Origin of the sequence: Ureibacillus sp. FSL K6-2830, assembly GCF_038004145.1 — a bacterium.
GTDB classification, from domain to species: Bacteria; Bacillota; Bacilli; order Bacillales_A; family Planococcaceae; genus Ureibacillus; species Ureibacillus thermosphaericus.
Window position 1 is genome coordinate 1653816 of sequence record NZ_JBBOQR010000001.1, and the last position, 14068, is coordinate 1667883.

16 protein-coding genes are annotated in these 14068 nt (G+C 35.5%); 15 read left to right on the plus strand and 1 reads right to left on the minus strand.

What is annotated here, in order from left to right:
• Positions 1–45: 45 nt before the first annotated feature.
• From NSU17_RS08135 to rsmI, 3 genes are read left to right on the plus strand one after another with little or no spacing between them, the layout of a single operon-like run.
• Positions 46–795: a tRNA1(Val) (adenine(37)-N6)-methyltransferase gene (locus NSU17_RS08135; RefSeq protein WP_096549933.1), complete on the plus strand. Its 750-nt coding sequence runs from the start codon at positions 46–48 to the stop codon at positions 793–795.
• Entirely contained in the window at positions 779–1042 is a 264-nt protein-coding gene (locus NSU17_RS08140) for a GIY-YIG nuclease family protein (protein ID WP_016838871.1), read from the plus strand. Before NSU17_RS08135 ends, NSU17_RS08140 begins: the two co-directional genes overlap by 17 nt.
• Positions 1039–1911 (plus strand): 16S rRNA (cytidine(1402)-2'-O)-methyltransferase, encoded by an 873-nt coding sequence (gene rsmI / locus NSU17_RS08145; protein ID WP_016838870.1) that lies wholly within the window; start codon positions 1039–1041, stop codon positions 1909–1911. The genes NSU17_RS08140 and rsmI overlap by 4 nt, the downstream gene beginning before the upstream one ends.
• A 430-nt stretch (positions 1912–2341) precedes the next feature.
• Here the strand turns inward: rsmI and NSU17_RS08150 are convergent, their stop codons facing one another.
• Positions 2342–2620, minus strand: coding sequence for an AbrB/MazE/SpoVT family DNA-binding domain-containing protein (locus NSU17_RS08150; protein ID WP_016838867.1), 279 nt, complete (start codon positions 2618–2620; stop codon positions 2342–2344).
• 369 nt (positions 2621–2989) lie between these two features.
• On the opposite strand from NSU17_RS08150, the gene metG reads away from it, so the two are divergent.
• From metG to glmU, 12 genes are all read left to right on the plus strand, one after another.
• Entirely contained in the window at positions 2990–4954 is a 1965-nt protein-coding gene (metG, locus tag NSU17_RS08155; protein ID WP_340704757.1) for a methionine--tRNA ligase, read from the plus strand.
• A 250-nt stretch (positions 4955–5204) separates the two neighbouring features.
• Positions 5205–5975, plus strand: a complete 771-nt coding sequence (locus NSU17_RS08160; RefSeq protein WP_016838862.1) for a TatD family hydrolase — start codon at positions 5205–5207, stop codon at positions 5973–5975.
• A 133-nt stretch (positions 5976–6108) separates the two neighbouring features.
• A complete protein-coding gene (locus tag NSU17_RS08165; RefSeq protein WP_340432593.1) occupies positions 6109–7302 on the plus strand; it encodes a ubiquitin-like domain-containing protein in 1194 nt (397 codons plus the stop codon).
• Positions 7303–7453: 151 nt separating this feature from the next.
• Positions 7454–8020: a ribonuclease M5 gene (rnmV, locus tag NSU17_RS08170; protein WP_340432590.1), complete on the plus strand. Its 567-nt coding sequence runs from the start codon at positions 7454–7456 to the stop codon at positions 8018–8020.
• Positions 8013–8891, plus strand: coding sequence for a 16S rRNA (adenine(1518)-N(6)/adenine(1519)-N(6))-dimethyltransferase RsmA (gene rsmA, locus NSU17_RS08175; RefSeq protein WP_339289495.1), 879 nt, complete (start codon positions 8013–8015; stop codon positions 8889–8891). The genes rnmV and rsmA overlap by 8 nt, the downstream gene beginning before the upstream one ends.
• 153 nt (positions 8892–9044) lie before the next feature.
• Positions 9045–9308 (plus strand): biofilm formation stimulator Veg, encoded by a 264-nt coding sequence (veg, locus tag NSU17_RS08180; protein WP_016838855.1) that lies wholly within the window; start codon positions 9045–9047, stop codon positions 9306–9308.
• 122 nt (positions 9309–9430) lie between these two features.
• Positions 9431–9625: a small, acid-soluble spore protein, alpha/beta type gene (locus NSU17_RS08185; protein WP_096549929.1), complete on the plus strand. Its 195-nt coding sequence runs from the start codon at positions 9431–9433 to the stop codon at positions 9623–9625.
• Positions 9626–9795: 170 nt separating this feature from the next.
• Positions 9796–10662: a 4-(cytidine 5'-diphospho)-2-C-methyl-D-erythritol kinase gene (gene ispE / locus NSU17_RS08190; RefSeq protein WP_096549928.1), complete on the plus strand. Its 867-nt coding sequence runs from the start codon at positions 9796–9798 to the stop codon at positions 10660–10662.
• Between the two features lie 67 nt (positions 10663–10729).
• Positions 10730–11557, plus strand: coding sequence for a pur operon repressor (purR, locus tag NSU17_RS08195; RefSeq protein WP_016838852.1), 828 nt, complete (start codon positions 10730–10732; stop codon positions 11555–11557).
• On the plus strand, positions 11557–11931 hold the full coding sequence (locus NSU17_RS08200) for a RidA family protein (RefSeq protein ID WP_016838851.1): 375 nt from the start codon (positions 11557–11559) through the stop codon (positions 11929–11931). Before purR ends, NSU17_RS08200 begins: the two co-directional genes overlap by 1 nt.
• A 197-nt stretch (positions 11932–12128) precedes the next feature.
• Entirely contained in the window at positions 12129–12437 is a 309-nt protein-coding gene (spoVG, locus tag NSU17_RS08205) for a septation regulator SpoVG (protein ID WP_016838850.1), read from the plus strand.
• A 254-nt stretch (positions 12438–12691) separates the two neighbouring features.
• Positions 12692–14056 (plus strand): bifunctional UDP-N-acetylglucosamine diphosphorylase/glucosamine-1-phosphate N-acetyltransferase GlmU, encoded by a 1365-nt coding sequence (glmU, locus tag NSU17_RS08210; protein ID WP_340704758.1) that lies wholly within the window; start codon positions 12692–12694, stop codon positions 14054–14056.
• Positions 14057–14068: the final 12 nt, after the last annotated feature.

Consider the following 14068-nt stretch of genomic DNA (forward strand, 5'->3'; position numbering starts at 1 on the left):
CCCGAATTGGGTACAGTCTTTTATTTTCATGAGGAGTGTGTATGTGTGGAAGATTGGTTAAAGGATGATGAACGGTTAGATTATTTATTAGCAGAGGATTTACGAATTATTCAAAGTCCTTCCGTTTTCTCTTTTTCTTTAGATGCCGTTTTATTAGCGAAGTTTGTTAACATTCCTATTTCAAAGGGGCAAATTGTCGATTTGTGCTCAGGAAATGGTGTTATTCCTTTATTTTTAAGCACTCGCACAAAAGCAAAGATTATTGGAGTGGAAATTCAAGAGCGGCTGTATGATATGGCAGTAAGAAGTATTCAATACAATAGATTAGAAAATCAACTTCAAATGGTTCATGGTGATGTAAAGGACATTCCTCCGCTACTCGGCATTGAAAAATATGATGCTGTGACATGTAATCCACCGTATTTTTTAGATATTGAATCAAGCGATAAAAACTTAAACGAGCACTATACGATTGCCCGCCATGAAGTATTGCTTACATTGGATGAGGCAATTCATGCGGCAAGCAGGTTGTTGAAACAAGGTGGAAAAGCAGCCTTTGTACATAGACCGGGGAGATTACTTGATATGATTACTTCTATGCGGAAACATCGTTTAGAACCGAAACGAATTCGCTTTATCTATCCGAAAATGGGGAAAGAAGCAAATATGTTGTTGATTGAGGGAATCAAAGATGGCAAGCCGGATTTGAAAATTTTGCCTCCTCTGTATGTTTATGATGACAACAATCAGTATACAGCTGAAATGAGTGAAATCTTATATGGTGGAAAAGGATAAACATTATTTTTACGTCTTGGAATGTGCCGATTCATCTTTTTATGCGGGATATACGAATGATTTAGAACGAAGAGTGAATCAGCATAATGCGGGCAAAGGAGCAAAATATACGAGAGGAAAGCGGCCGGTAAAATGCATATATTATGAAATTTATGAAACAAAAGAGCAAGCAATGAGAGCTGAATACGCCTTTAAACAATTAAAACGTAGCGAAAAATTGAAATATATTGGGAGATGTAAAAAATGAAATCTCAAAAAAGTAGCATGTATGAACAAAGCAGTTGTTTATATTTAGTTGCAACGCCCATTGGAAATTTAGAAGACATTACAATCAGGGCATTGCGCATTTTAAAAGAAGTGGACATCATTGCGGCAGAAGACACAAGAAATACGAAAAAACTTTGTCATTATTACGACATTACGACACCGTTAGTTAGCTATCATGAACATAATCAAGAACAAGCAGGAGAAAAAATATTGCAGTGGTTAAGAGATGGGAAATCAGTAGCATTAGTAAGTGATGCGGGGATGCCTTGCATATCTGACCCCGGTGCTGATATTGCTCAAAAAGCGATTGAGGAAGATTTTGCAGTAGTTCCTATACCAGGTGCCAATGCAGCCATGTCAGCTTTAATTGCATCTGGCTTAACGCCTCAACCATTTTACTTTTTCGGTTTTTTAAATCGCAACAAAAAAGAACGAAAAAAACAGTTATCTAATCTCAAAAATCGAAAAGAAACATTAATCTTTTATGAAGCACCCCATCGTCTAAAAGATACATTAAAAGATTTAGCAGCGGAGTTAGGCAATCGGAAAATTGTTTTAGCACGAGAGTTAACAAAAAAATTTGAAGAGTTTTTACGAGGTACTGTAGAAGAAGCAATTCAATGGACAGAAGAGAATGAAGTGAGAGGGGAATTTTGTATCGTAATTGAAGGATCGCAAAATGAAGTGGAAGAAAACAATGAAGATGCTTATTGGACAAACATGACGATCCAAGAACACGTAGATTTACTAATGAGAGAAAAACAACTTTCTTCAAAAGAGGCAATTAAAGAAGTGGCTAAATTAAGAGGTCTTCCAAAAAGGGAGGTTTATCAGCAATATCATTTATGAAAAAGAAGGAGGGCGTCTGAAAAGTCATTTCAAGACGCCCCCTTTGCGGCTGTCGCACATGCTTAGCCGCAGATAAATTGCGGCTGTCGCTAGTGCTTTCGCCGTAGATAAATTGCGGCTGTCGCTAGTGCTTTCGCCGCAGATAAATTGCGGCTGTCGCTAGTGCTTTCGCCGCAGATAAATTGCGGCTGTCGCACATGCTTAGCCACAGATAAATTGCGACGAGGAGGCGCGTTTGGTGTGATCACCGCAGGAGCAAAGTTTTTAAGAGAATATTACTATAAGAAGTAAGGCTGTTCAGAAAGTGTTCGACTTTCTGGACAGCCCCAACCCTCTTCGAAAATCGAAGTTATGTTCCTCTGATAGATAAAAATGCACTAGTGTCGTATGAGGAGCGATTTGCCTTATCAGACACGTCCTCATATTCAACTTATTTGTTTAACTGTTGTTGAATTTCTTTCAGTAAAATTTCGGCACCTTCTGGACTTAAAATTAATTTTCCTCCAGCTAAGCGGAAATTTTGATCTGAAACTTCTCCAGTAATAGCGCAAGTCATGTTAGGCATGTATTTTTTGAGGATGATTTTATCATCGTCTACGTATATTTCTAGTGCATCTTTTTCATTGATGCCAAGTGTGCGTCGAAGCTCAATTGGAATCACTACACGACCTAACTCATCAACCTTACGAACAATACCTGTAGATTTCATGACAATGTTTTCCTCCTATAAATGAGTCATAATTTTAGAATAAATCTCGTATTCGCCAAAATTCGACATTTATTCTTTGTCTGTCTAGAATAATACCAATAAAAGGAATAAACGTCAATAAATTAGCATTGAAGTTTTGAGATTTAATAAAAGAATTTATAAAAATTCATTTTTTTTTATTAAAAAAGTATTATTCGTTAAAGAATATTATTATAAAACGTAGTATTTAGACAAAATGTTCCATTAATTTTTTGATTGATTGAATTAGAAAAATTCGTCAAAACTTTAGTATAATATGTTAGCGTTGAAACAGAAATAGTTAATCGTTACAATAAATACTATATATAGTTGACAATGGAGGCAGTTTAGGTGAGTGAGAAGAAAACGTTTTATATAACAACACCAATATATTATCCAAGCGGAAAATTTCATATTGGTACAGCATATACAACTGTGGCATCTGATGCTATGGCACGATATAAAAGATTGCGCGGATATGATGTTCGTTTCTTAACAGGAATGGATGAGCATGGACAAAAAATTCAACAAAAAGCCCAAGAAGTTGGAAAACATCCGCAAGAATATGTGAATGAAATTGCTAAAGCAGCAAAAGAATTGTGGAAGAAAATGGATATCTCTTATGATGATTTTATCCAAACCACACAAGAACGTCATGTAAAAAGTGTTGAGAAAATCTTTAAAAAGTTTTTAGACAACGGAGATATTTATAAAGGAGAATATGAAGGTTGGTATTGTACTCCTTGCGAATCTTTCTTTACAGAAACTCAGCTAATTGAAGGCAATTGTCCAGATTGTGGACGCCCTGTTCAAAAGTTGAAAGAAGAATCCTATTTCTTTAATATGCAAAAATATGCTGATCGCCTGCTTCAATATTATGAAGAAAACCTAGAGTTTATTGAACCGGAATCACGTAAAAATGAGATGATTAATAACTTCATTAAACCGGGATTAGAGGATCTTTCTGTTTCAAGAACTTCCTTTGATTGGGGAATTAAAGTACCAGGAGATCCAAAACATGTCATTTATGTATGGGTAGATGCGCTAACAAACTACATTACTGCTCTTGGATATGGTTCAGATAATGAAGAATTATTCAATAAGTATTGGCCTGCTGATGTTCATGTCGTAGGAAAAGATATTGTTCGTTTCCATACTATTTATTGGCCGATCTTCCTAATGGCATTGGGATTACCGCTTCCGAAAAAAGTATTTGCTCACGGTTTCATCATGATGAAAGATGGAAAAATGTCGAAATCGAAGGGGAATGTTGTTTATCCGGAAATGTTAATTGATCGTTACGGATTGGATGCAACGCGTTACTTCTTACTTCGCGAATTACCATTTGGGGCAGACGGTGTATTTTCTCCAGAATCATTTGTAGAGCGGACAAACTATGATTTAGCAAATGATTTAGGTAATTTATTGAATCGTACGGTTTCAATGATTAATAAATATTTTGATGGAATCATACCAACAAAAGGTTTAGAAGAAACAGAATTTGATGCATCATTAAAAACTCACGCAAAAGAAACAAAAGCTGCATATGTAGCCAACATGGATAAAATGCAGTTTAGTGTTGTATTAGCAGAATTGTGGTCATTTGTTTCAAGAACAAATAAATACATTGATGAAACAGAGCCTTGGGTGTTGGCAAAAAATGACGAAAACCATGGCAAATTAGGTCAAGTAATGTATAATTTGGCCGAAAGTTTACGTCATATTGCAGTAATGTTACAACCGTTTATGACACAAACGCCAAAACGCATAATGGAACAACTTGGTTTAGATGAAAAATTATTGGCTTGGGAAACGATTGAAGAGTTCGGAAATGTTATACCAGAAAATACAAAAGTGGTAGAAAAAGGAGTACCAATTTTCCCAAGATTGGACGCTGAAGTAGAAATAGAATATATTCGTGAGCAGATGCGAGCTTCTGTAAAAACACCTCAAGAGGAAGAAACGAAAAAGCCAATAGAAGCTCCTGAAGTGCCTGAAATCACAATTGAAGATTTCCTAAAACTCGATTTAAGAGTAGGTACTGTTACAGCATGTGAGCCAGTTCCGAAAACCGATAAACTACTTAAACTTCAAGTGGATTTAGGCTATGAACAACGTCAAGTAGTTTCAGGAATTGCTGAGCATTATAAACCTGAAGAATTAATTGGTCAAAAAGTAATTGTTGTGGCCAATTTAAAACCAGTTAAGCTTCGTGGCGAGTTGTCTCAAGGTATGATTTTAGCTGGTTCTCATGATGGTGTGTTAAAAATTGCGACAGTAGATTCTGCTTTGGAAAATGGTGCGAAAGTAAAATAATGTGATTAGCCTGTTGATGAAATGATTCAACAGGCATTTTTGTTCAAAACTCATTTAATTAATTATATTAACATAACGATTTTGGTGGTTAATTGGAATTAAATGAAAACCTTTTAGTATGAATAGACTATATTTATTACGAAGGAATAAGGTAAATGTCATAAGATTGGGTTCTTGTAATCGAATTGTAATCTTTTTGTTAAGTTAGTAATGTTCGATAGCAATAAAATAGACGGTAGGTGTAATCAAAATGTTTATTGACACACATGTTCATTTAAATGCAGATCAATTTCAAGAAGATTTACAAGAAGTAATTGATAGAGCACGAGCTGCAAAAGTAGAAAAAATGATTGTTGTTGGCTTTGATCGAATAACGATCGAGCGAGCAATAAAACTCATAGAGGAATATGAATTTATATATGCAGTAATTGGTTGGCATCCAGTAGACGCAATCGATTGCACAGAAAAAGATTTAGCATGGATTGAAGAGTTGACCCATCACCCTAAAGTCGTTGGCATTGGCGAAACGGGATTGGATTATTATTGGGATAAATCACCGAAAGAAGTACAGCAAGAACTATTTCGACAACAAATTCGTTTGGCGCAAAAAGTTAATCTTCCAATCATTATTCACAATCGTGATGCAACGGGGGATGTTGTAAGAATTTTGAAGGAAGAAAACGCTCAAACGGTCGGTGGCATCATGCATTGTTTTAGTGGAAGCGTCGAAACGGCACTGGAATGCATCAAAATGAATTTTATGATTAGTTTAGGTGGGCCTGTTACATTTAAAAATGCCCGCTTACCGAAAATGGTGGCGAAAGAAATTGCATTGGAGCATCTATTAATCGAAACAGATGCACCTTATTTAGCACCACATCCATATCGAGGAAAAAGAAATGAACCTTCTTTTGTGCCGTTAGTTGCAGAAGAAATTGCTCGGTTAAAAGAGATGTCGGTTGAAGAAGTTGCGAAGGCAACGACTGAAAATGCAATCAAAATTTTTAAGCTAAATGTATAAATTTTAAAAAAGCCTCCAATACTGCAGATTAATAGGGTTTAAAGTTACTAAAATACTAAACTAAAAAATTTTTTAGTTGACATAATTAGAAGTTGCCCGTATAATCCAACGAGTGTTAAGGAGGCGTTTTTAAATGTCAAGTAATCCCATAAGGAAAATTTTGTTTGGGATCAAGTATAAACAATCAGTGGTCACCATTTTGTTTATGGTATTGTTTGTGGCAGTTATCTCCTTTGTTTTGTATCAAGGAACAAAAAAGCCTGTGACAATACATGCAAATGGTGAAGAAATGAAAATATTAACTCATGCAAAAACTGTTGAAGAATTATTGAAAGATGAAAATATTGAAATATCGATGCATGATAAATTATCTTATTCACTTGATACAAAAATTACATCGGGCATGGAGATTGAGTGGATTCAAGCAAAGCAAGTAACAATCATTATCGATGGAAAAGAACAAGAAATTTGGACAACTGAAACGAAAGTCAAAAATATTTTGAGTGAAGCAAACATTCAAGTAGCCGAATACGATGAAGTTTCTATTCCTTTGGATCAAGATTTAGGTGATGAAAATCAAATTAAAATTAATAAAGCGTTTCAGGTAACACTTGTAGATGGAACTGAAATGAAGCAAGTATGGTCCACTTCCACTACGGTCGCTAACTTTTTAAAGCAACAAAAGATAACACTAAATGAACTAGATCGTGTCGAAAAAAAATTAAGTGATAAGCTAAAACCAAACGACGAAGTCACGATTGTTCGCGTAGAAAAAGTTACCGATGTAGTGGAGGAAGAAATTAATTATCCAGTAGAAACAAGATCAGATTCTTCGTTGTTAAAAGGCAGAGAAAAAGTAATTTCACAAGGAAAAAAAGGAAAAGTATCAAGAACATATGAAATTACGAAAGAAAATGGAAAAGTAGTGAAAAAGGTTTTAAAGAATGAACAAATTATCGAAAAACCAAAAGCAAAAGTGGTAGCGGTGGGAACTAAAGTAGTAACAGCTAAAGTATCTCGTGGAACAAGCGCGAGTGGGAAAGAATTTTATGTAACTGCTACTGCATACACTCCATACTGTGATGGTTGTTCCGGTACATCCGCTGCAGGAATTAATTTGCGCGGCAATCCGAACTTAAAAGTAATTGCAGTAGACCCAAATGTAATTCCTTTAGGTTCAAAAGTTTGGGTTGAAGGATATGGATATGCTATTGCGGGTGATACTGGCGGTGCGATTAAAGGAAATAAAATTGACGTACTTGTACAATCAAAGCAAGAAGCTATTCAATGGGGTCGTAAAAAAGTACGAATTAAAGTATTAGACTAAATTTTATTGAGCTTTCCTGTTTTTAAAAAACGGGAAAGCCTTATTTTTTTTAAAATTGCAGAAGAGCAGTAATCTTAAACGAACATTTCTTGTGAAAAAGGTTGATGTTTTGTACAATTGTCCAAGATAAAAGTAGAAGAGAGGAACAAAGTTGGAAATTAAAGAAATCATCGTTGTCGAAGGTAAAGATGATACTATTGCTATTCAAAGAGCAGTAAAAGCAGATACGATTGAAACTAATGGTTCTGCTATTTCTGAAGAAACAATACTCCGCATTCAACATGCTCACGAAAAACGTGGAGTTATTGTATTCACAGATCCTGATTATCCAGGTAGAAGAATTCGAGCAATTATCGAGGAGCGTATTCCAGGAGTAAAACATGCCTTTCTTTCAAAAGAAAAATGTATAGCTAAAAACGGAAAAGGTCTTGGAATTGAACATGCAAGTGATGATGATATACGTCAAGCATTAAAAAATGTATATACACCCATTACAGAAAAGCCTTTAAAAGAAGAGATAACCATTGGGGATTTAATGAGTGCCCGCCTCATTGGCCATCCGCTAGCAAAGAATCGCAGAATTCGGTTAGGCGAAATACTAAATATTGGGTTGACAAATGGAAAACAATTGCATAAGCGATTAATCATGTTTCAAATCACTTTTGAGCAATTTTCACAAGCGATAGCGCAAATTGATCAGGAGGAACAAAATGTATAAAGACATAGCAACGCCAGTACGAACAAAAGAAATATTAAATCAATACGGATTCTCCTTTAAAAAAAGTTTGGGACAAAATTTTATTATTGATCCAAATATTCTTCGGAATATTGTGAGTTACGCAAACTTGAGTGAAGAGAGCGGGGCAATTGAAATTGGACCGGGCATTGGAGCATTAACAGAGCATTTAGCAAGGAATTGTAAGAAAGTCGTTGCATTTGAAATTGACGGCCGTCTATTACCTGTATTGGAAGATACATTAAGCCCTTATTCAAATGTAAAGGTAATTCATTCAGATATTTTAAAAGCGGATGTCGCAAAGGTTATAGAAGAAGAGATGCAGGGAATCAAAGATATTATGGTGGTTGCAAATCTTCCGTATTATGTAACAACCCCAATATTGATGAAATTGTTGCATGACCGCTTACCGATACGAGGGTTGGTAGTCATGATGCAAAAAGAAGTGGCAGACCGTATAACGGCAAAACCAGGAACAAAAAATTACGGCTCGTTATCAATTGCTGTGCAATATTATGCGACAGCAGAGGTTGTAATGACGGTTCCAAAGACTGTATTTATGCCGCAACCAAATGTAGATTCAGCAGTAATTCGACTAACGATGCGCAACATGCCGCCAATCCAAGTAATCGATGAAGACTTTTTATTTATTGTAGCTAGAGCCTCTTTTGCTCAACGGAGAAAAACGATTTTAAATAATTTACAGTCTGGACTTCCATCAGGAAAAGAAAAGAAACAGCAGATTGTGGATGCATTGAATCAATGTGGCATTGAGCCTACCAGAAGAGGCGAAACATTGACAATTGAAGAATTCGGGAAACTTTCAGACGCTTTATTACCACATTTTGGGTAATTAGTGGGAAACATTACAAAAAATATGACGAAAACTTAATTTTTTATAAAAAAATAAGTTGACAAAAATATTTGTCTGCTGATAAAATATTATAATTTATTGACAGAATGGCATTTCTAGTCTATACTAGTACTTAGTGAGGTGTATGCGGAAATGCCAAAAACATTAGCTGAGATTAAAAAAACATTGGATGAACACATCGGGAAACCTTTGCGATTAAAAGCAAATGGTGGCCGGAAAAAAACGATGGAGTGCAATGGGATTTTAAGCGAAACGTACAATGCTGTTTTTGTTGTTGAACTCGATCAAAAGGATAGTGCTTGTAAGCGTGTTTCTTATAGTTACACTGATATTTTAACTGAAGCTGTGGAAATTACTTTTTTAGATGACAATAATCAAGCACTTGCAGTGAAATAATTTTCTGCCTTGTTGTAAATTGTAGACAAAGCCGATATTTACATCGACTTTGTCTACAATTTTTTTATGAACCTGCACATACTACGGATGTCAACCTACTTATTTGAAGGAGGCAAATCTCTATGGCACGAAGAAACGGGATCATGTCGAGTCGTCTTAAAGAGGAAATTGCAAAAGAGCTCGGTTTCTATGATGTAGTCCAACGAGAAGGTTGGGGCGGAATTAGAGCCAGAGATGCAGGTAATATGGTGAAGCGAGCAATTGAAATGGCTGAACAAAGTTTAGCACAGCAAGCAAACCAAAATAGCGATCAATAAGTAGTGTTGACATGGCCAATGGCTCTTAAAAGGGCTGTTGGCATTTTTTCATTTTTCAAAAATTATTTAATACTTCTATGTTTAATATTTAACATCTATGGTGATACCATCATTATGGTACAATATACGGAAGAAATTTCCCTGTATTAGGAGCTGTTAGGAGGATCAGAATGCTTTATATTAAAGCACCTGCAAAAATAAATTTAACACTTGATGTACTTTATAAACGTCCCGATCAATATCACGAAGTAGAAATGGTCATGACAACAGTTGATTTAGCCGATCGTATTGGGCTTGAATTAAGGAACGATGGAAAAATTGTCATTCATTCATCAAGTAGCATCGTACCGGAAGATGATCGAAATCTTGCATATCAAGCAGCAATACTTTTAAAAAATACATATAACGTTCACGAAGGAGCAACCATTACGATTCATAAAGAAATCCCTATTGCAGCTGGACTGGCTGGAGGAAGCAGTGATGCAGCTGCTACGCTTCGAGGATTGAATCAACTGTGGAATTTAAATTTATCGATTGATACTTTGGCAGAATTAGGAGCTAATATTGGCTCCGATGTTCCCTTTTGTGTATATGGAGGTACAGCTTTAGCTACGGGTAGGGGAGAAAAAATTCAACCATTGCCTGCTCCTCCCTCTTGTTGGGTAATACTTGCAAAACCTAGAATTGGAGTATCGACTGCAAAAATTTATGAAGGTCTGAATTTAGAAAATATAGAACATCCTAACACAAAGCAAATGATGACTGCTTTGGAAAATAAAGATTATTCTTTAATGTGTAAGACTTTAGGAAATGTTCTTGAATCCGTCACATGTTCTCTATATCCAGAAGTAGCTGTCATTAAAAATCAAATGATCCGATTCGGTGTAGATGCCGCACTAATGAGTGGAAGCGGTCCAACAGTTTTTGGGTTTGTTGATAGCGAATCAAGATTAAATAGAGTGTACAACGGCCTCAAAGGCTTTTGTGATGAAGTTTATGCGGTACGAATGTTAGGAGAAAGGAATTCTCTTGCCTAAATACGTACATTTATGATACTTTTTCTATAAAATATTCGTATTTTAATTTGTATTAGGAGAGGGTTGCATGAAATGGAAGCGTAGTGAACGCTTGGTTGATATGACACATTATTTATTAGAGCATCCACATCAACTCATTCCACTAACCTATTTTGCTGAGTTATATAATTCTGCTAAATCATCAATAAGTGAAGACTTAGCAATTGTGAAAGGAACTTTTGAAGAAAGAGGTATTGGAGAATTAGTCACTGTTCCTGGGGCGAGTGGGGGAGTTAAATATATTCCTACTGTATCGGATGATGAAGTTCGAGAAACCATACAAATATTAATATCTGAATTAAGCAAATCAGATCGCTTACTTCCTGGTGGTTATTTATTTATGACCGATTTATTGGGAAATCCAGAATTGATGAATCGTGTAGGAAAAGTGTTTGCAAGTATTTTTAAAGACCAACAAATCGATGCAATTATGACAGTTGCAACGAAAGGAATTTCTATAGCTCATTCGATTGCTAGACATTTAAATGTGCCGGTTGTTGTCGTGCGTAGGGATAGTAAAGTAACAGAGGGTTCAACAGTAAGTATCAACTACGTATCAGGTTCTTCCAGAAGAATCCAAACAATGGTATTATCAAAGCGTAGTATGAAAAGTGGTCAACGAGTTTTGATTACTGATGATTTTATGAAGGTTGGCGGAACGATGAATGGCATGAAAAACTTGCTAGAGGAATTTGATTGTACTCTAGGAGGCATTGCTGTTCTAGTCGAAGCTGAACATGCAGGTGAAACTTTAGTAGATGATTATTATTCATTAGTAAAACTTCATTCGGTCAATGAAAAAGAGAGAACGATTCAATTAAGCGAAGGAAATTATTTTTCAAAGGAGAGATTATAATGAAATCAGTATCTACTACAAATGCACCTCAAGCGATTGGACCTTACTCCCAAGGAATAATTGCAAATGGATTTTTCTTTAGTTCTGGTCAAATCCCATTAACTCCTGAAGGCGAATTAGTTGAAGGAGATATTGTTGCTCAAACAAACCAAGTGTTTAAAAATTTAAAAGCTGTACTTGAAGCTGCAGGATTGTCATTAAAAAATGTAGTAAAAACAACTGTATTCTTAAGTGATATGAACGATTTTGCTGCGATGAATGAAGTTTATGAAGCGAATTTTGGCGATCATAAACCGGCTCGCTCAGCAGTAGAAGTTGCTAGACTACCAAAAGATGTGAAAGTAGAAATCGAAGTAATTGCGGTATTTGAATAAATAATAAGCGATGAATTCAAGGGTGAATTCATCGCTTTATTTTTTTCAATTATTTATTATGAAAAACGTCTATTTACAAAAATATAAAACACTTAAAAATTATTTGAAAATTTTCCGAAAAGTTAGAAGGAATTTTTTCAGTTTTGTAGAATTGTAAAAACTTAAAGGCATCCTAGAGGAAAGAGAGGAGTGAAAGAATGGAAGTTACTGACGTAAGACTAAAACGTGTACAAACAGATGGACGTATGCGTGCAATTGCTTCCATCACACTAGATGATGAGTTTGTTGTTCATGATATTCGAGTGATTGATGGGAATAACGGTCTTTTTGTGGCTATGCCAAGCAAAAGAACACCGGATGGTGAATTCCGTGATATAGCGCATCCAATTAATTCTAACACACGCAATAAAATTCAAGACGTTGTGTTAGCTGCTTATCATGCTGCCGGTGAAGAAAAAGTAGAAATTCAAAACGAAGAATCTCAATTAGAAAAAGCAAACGCATAAAAAAAAAGCGTCTCAAAAGTAAGTTATTTACTTTTGGGACGTTTTTTTATGTGCTTGTAAAGGAATTAATGTTTACAAGATTAGCATGAATGAACACTTTCATAAACTTTCTAAAAAAATATATGAAAACAGATGTGAAAAAAATATAATAGAGAGGGAGATAAGATGTCTTGACAACCTTTCAATGCCTTGAAAATCGAACAAAATTACTATATAGTCATAAGAGAACATGAGCTGAAATTGGGGGACTTAGGATGAATGACATTTTTGCGATCGTGCTGGCTGCAGGCCAAGGAACTCGCATGAAGTCCAAATTATACAAAGTATTACATCCCGTATGTGGTAAGCCAATGGTCGAACATGTTGTTGACAATATATTAACTTTAGATGTTAATCGTATTGTAACAATTGTAGGTCATGGTGCAGATAAAGTAAAAGAACAACTTGGCGAAAAATCTGAATACGTACTTCAGTCAGAGCAACTTGGAACAGCCCATGCCGTAATGCAGGCTGAATCAATATTAGGTGATTTAGAGGGCGTAACCTTAGTTGTTTGTGGAGATACACCTTTGATTCGCCCGGAAACAATGAAGGCGTTATTTGAACATCACGTTGCTCAAAATGCAAAAGCAACAATTCTTACTGCAATTGCAGATGATCCTACAGGATATGGTCGAGTAATTCGTGATGATCAAGGTCAAGTGGCTCAAATAGTAGAACACAAAGATGCGACACCAGAACAACGTTTGGAGAAAGAAATCAACACTGGAACTTACTGTTTTGATAACAAGGCGTTATTTGAAGCATTAAAATTAGTGAATAATAATAATGTACAAGGAGAATATTATTTGCCAGATGTCATTGAAATTTTAAAACAGAAAGGCGAAATTGTTACCGCTTACGTTTGTGAAGATTTCAATGAAACGCTAGGTGTAAATGATCGAATTGCCTTATCCCAAGCTGAAGAAATTATGCGTGAACGCATCAATAAAAAACATATGGCGAATGGAGTAACAATTATTAACCCTTCCATGACACATATTAGTATTGATGCTGAAATTGGTCGAGATACAATCATCTATCCTGGTGTTGTAATTGAAGGGAAAACAGTGATTGGAGAAGATTGTGTAATCGGACCGAATAGCCAAATTAATGATAGCACAATTGGTAATCGTACTGTTGTTAAACATTCAGTAGTGCAACAAAGTGTAATAGGGGAAGATACTTCTGTTGGACCATTTGCTCATTTAAGACCTGAAGCAGAGTTAGGCAATCATGTGAAGATTGGTAACTTTGTGGAAGTGAAGAAAAGCAAAATTGGAGATGAATCTAAAGTATCGCATCTAAGTTATATAGGTGACGCTGAAGTTGGGAAAAATGTTAATATAGGTTGCGGTTCCATTACCGTTAACTATGATGGGAAAAATAAACATAAAACAATTATCGAGGATAATGTCTTTGTAGGATGCAATGCTAATTTAGTAGCACCTGTGACATTGAGAACAGGATCATTCATTGCTGCTGGATCTACAATTACAAAAGAAGTTCCGAAAGATTCATTAGCAATTGCACGTGCTCGACAAGAAAATAAAATAGATTACGCAAAAAAATTAAAATAAATTAGGAGGCCA

Coding starts and splice junctions, on each gene's coding strand:
- veg (WP_016838855.1), top strand. CDS start 9,045: ATGCCAAAAACATTAGCTGAGATTAAAAAAACATTGGATGAACACATC.
- purR (WP_016838852.1), top strand. CDS start 10,730: ATGAAATGGAAGCGTAGTGAACGCTTGGTTGATATGACACATTATTTA.
- NSU17_RS08185 (WP_096549929.1), top strand. CDS start 9,431: ATGGCACGAAGAAACGGGATCATGTCGAGTCGTCTTAAAGAGGAAATT.
- NSU17_RS08165 (WP_340432593.1), top strand. CDS start 6,109: ATGTCAAGTAATCCCATAAGGAAAATTTTGTTTGGGATCAAGTATAAA.
- glmU (WP_340704758.1), top strand. CDS start 12,692: ATGAATGACATTTTTGCGATCGTGCTGGCTGCAGGCCAAGGAACTCGC.
- NSU17_RS08200 (WP_016838851.1), top strand. CDS start 11,557: ATGAAATCAGTATCTACTACAAATGCACCTCAAGCGATTGGACCTTAC.
- ispE (WP_096549928.1), top strand. CDS start 9,796: ATGCTTTATATTAAAGCACCTGCAAAAATAAATTTAACACTTGATGTA.
- NSU17_RS08160 (WP_016838862.1), top strand. CDS start 5,205: ATGTTTATTGACACACATGTTCATTTAAATGCAGATCAATTTCAAGAA.
- rsmA (WP_339289495.1), top strand. CDS start 8,013: ATGTATAAAGACATAGCAACGCCAGTACGAACAAAAGAAATATTAAAT.
- NSU17_RS08140 (WP_016838871.1), top strand. CDS start 779: ATGGTGGAAAAGGATAAACATTATTTTTACGTCTTGGAATGTGCCGAT.
- NSU17_RS08150 (WP_016838867.1), bottom strand. CDS start 2,620: ATGAAATCTACAGGTATTGTTCGTAAGGTTGATGAGTTAGGTCGTGTA.
- rsmI (WP_016838870.1), top strand. CDS start 1,039: ATGAAATCTCAAAAAAGTAGCATGTATGAACAAAGCAGTTGTTTATAT.
- spoVG (WP_016838850.1), top strand. CDS start 12,129: ATGGAAGTTACTGACGTAAGACTAAAACGTGTACAAACAGATGGACGT.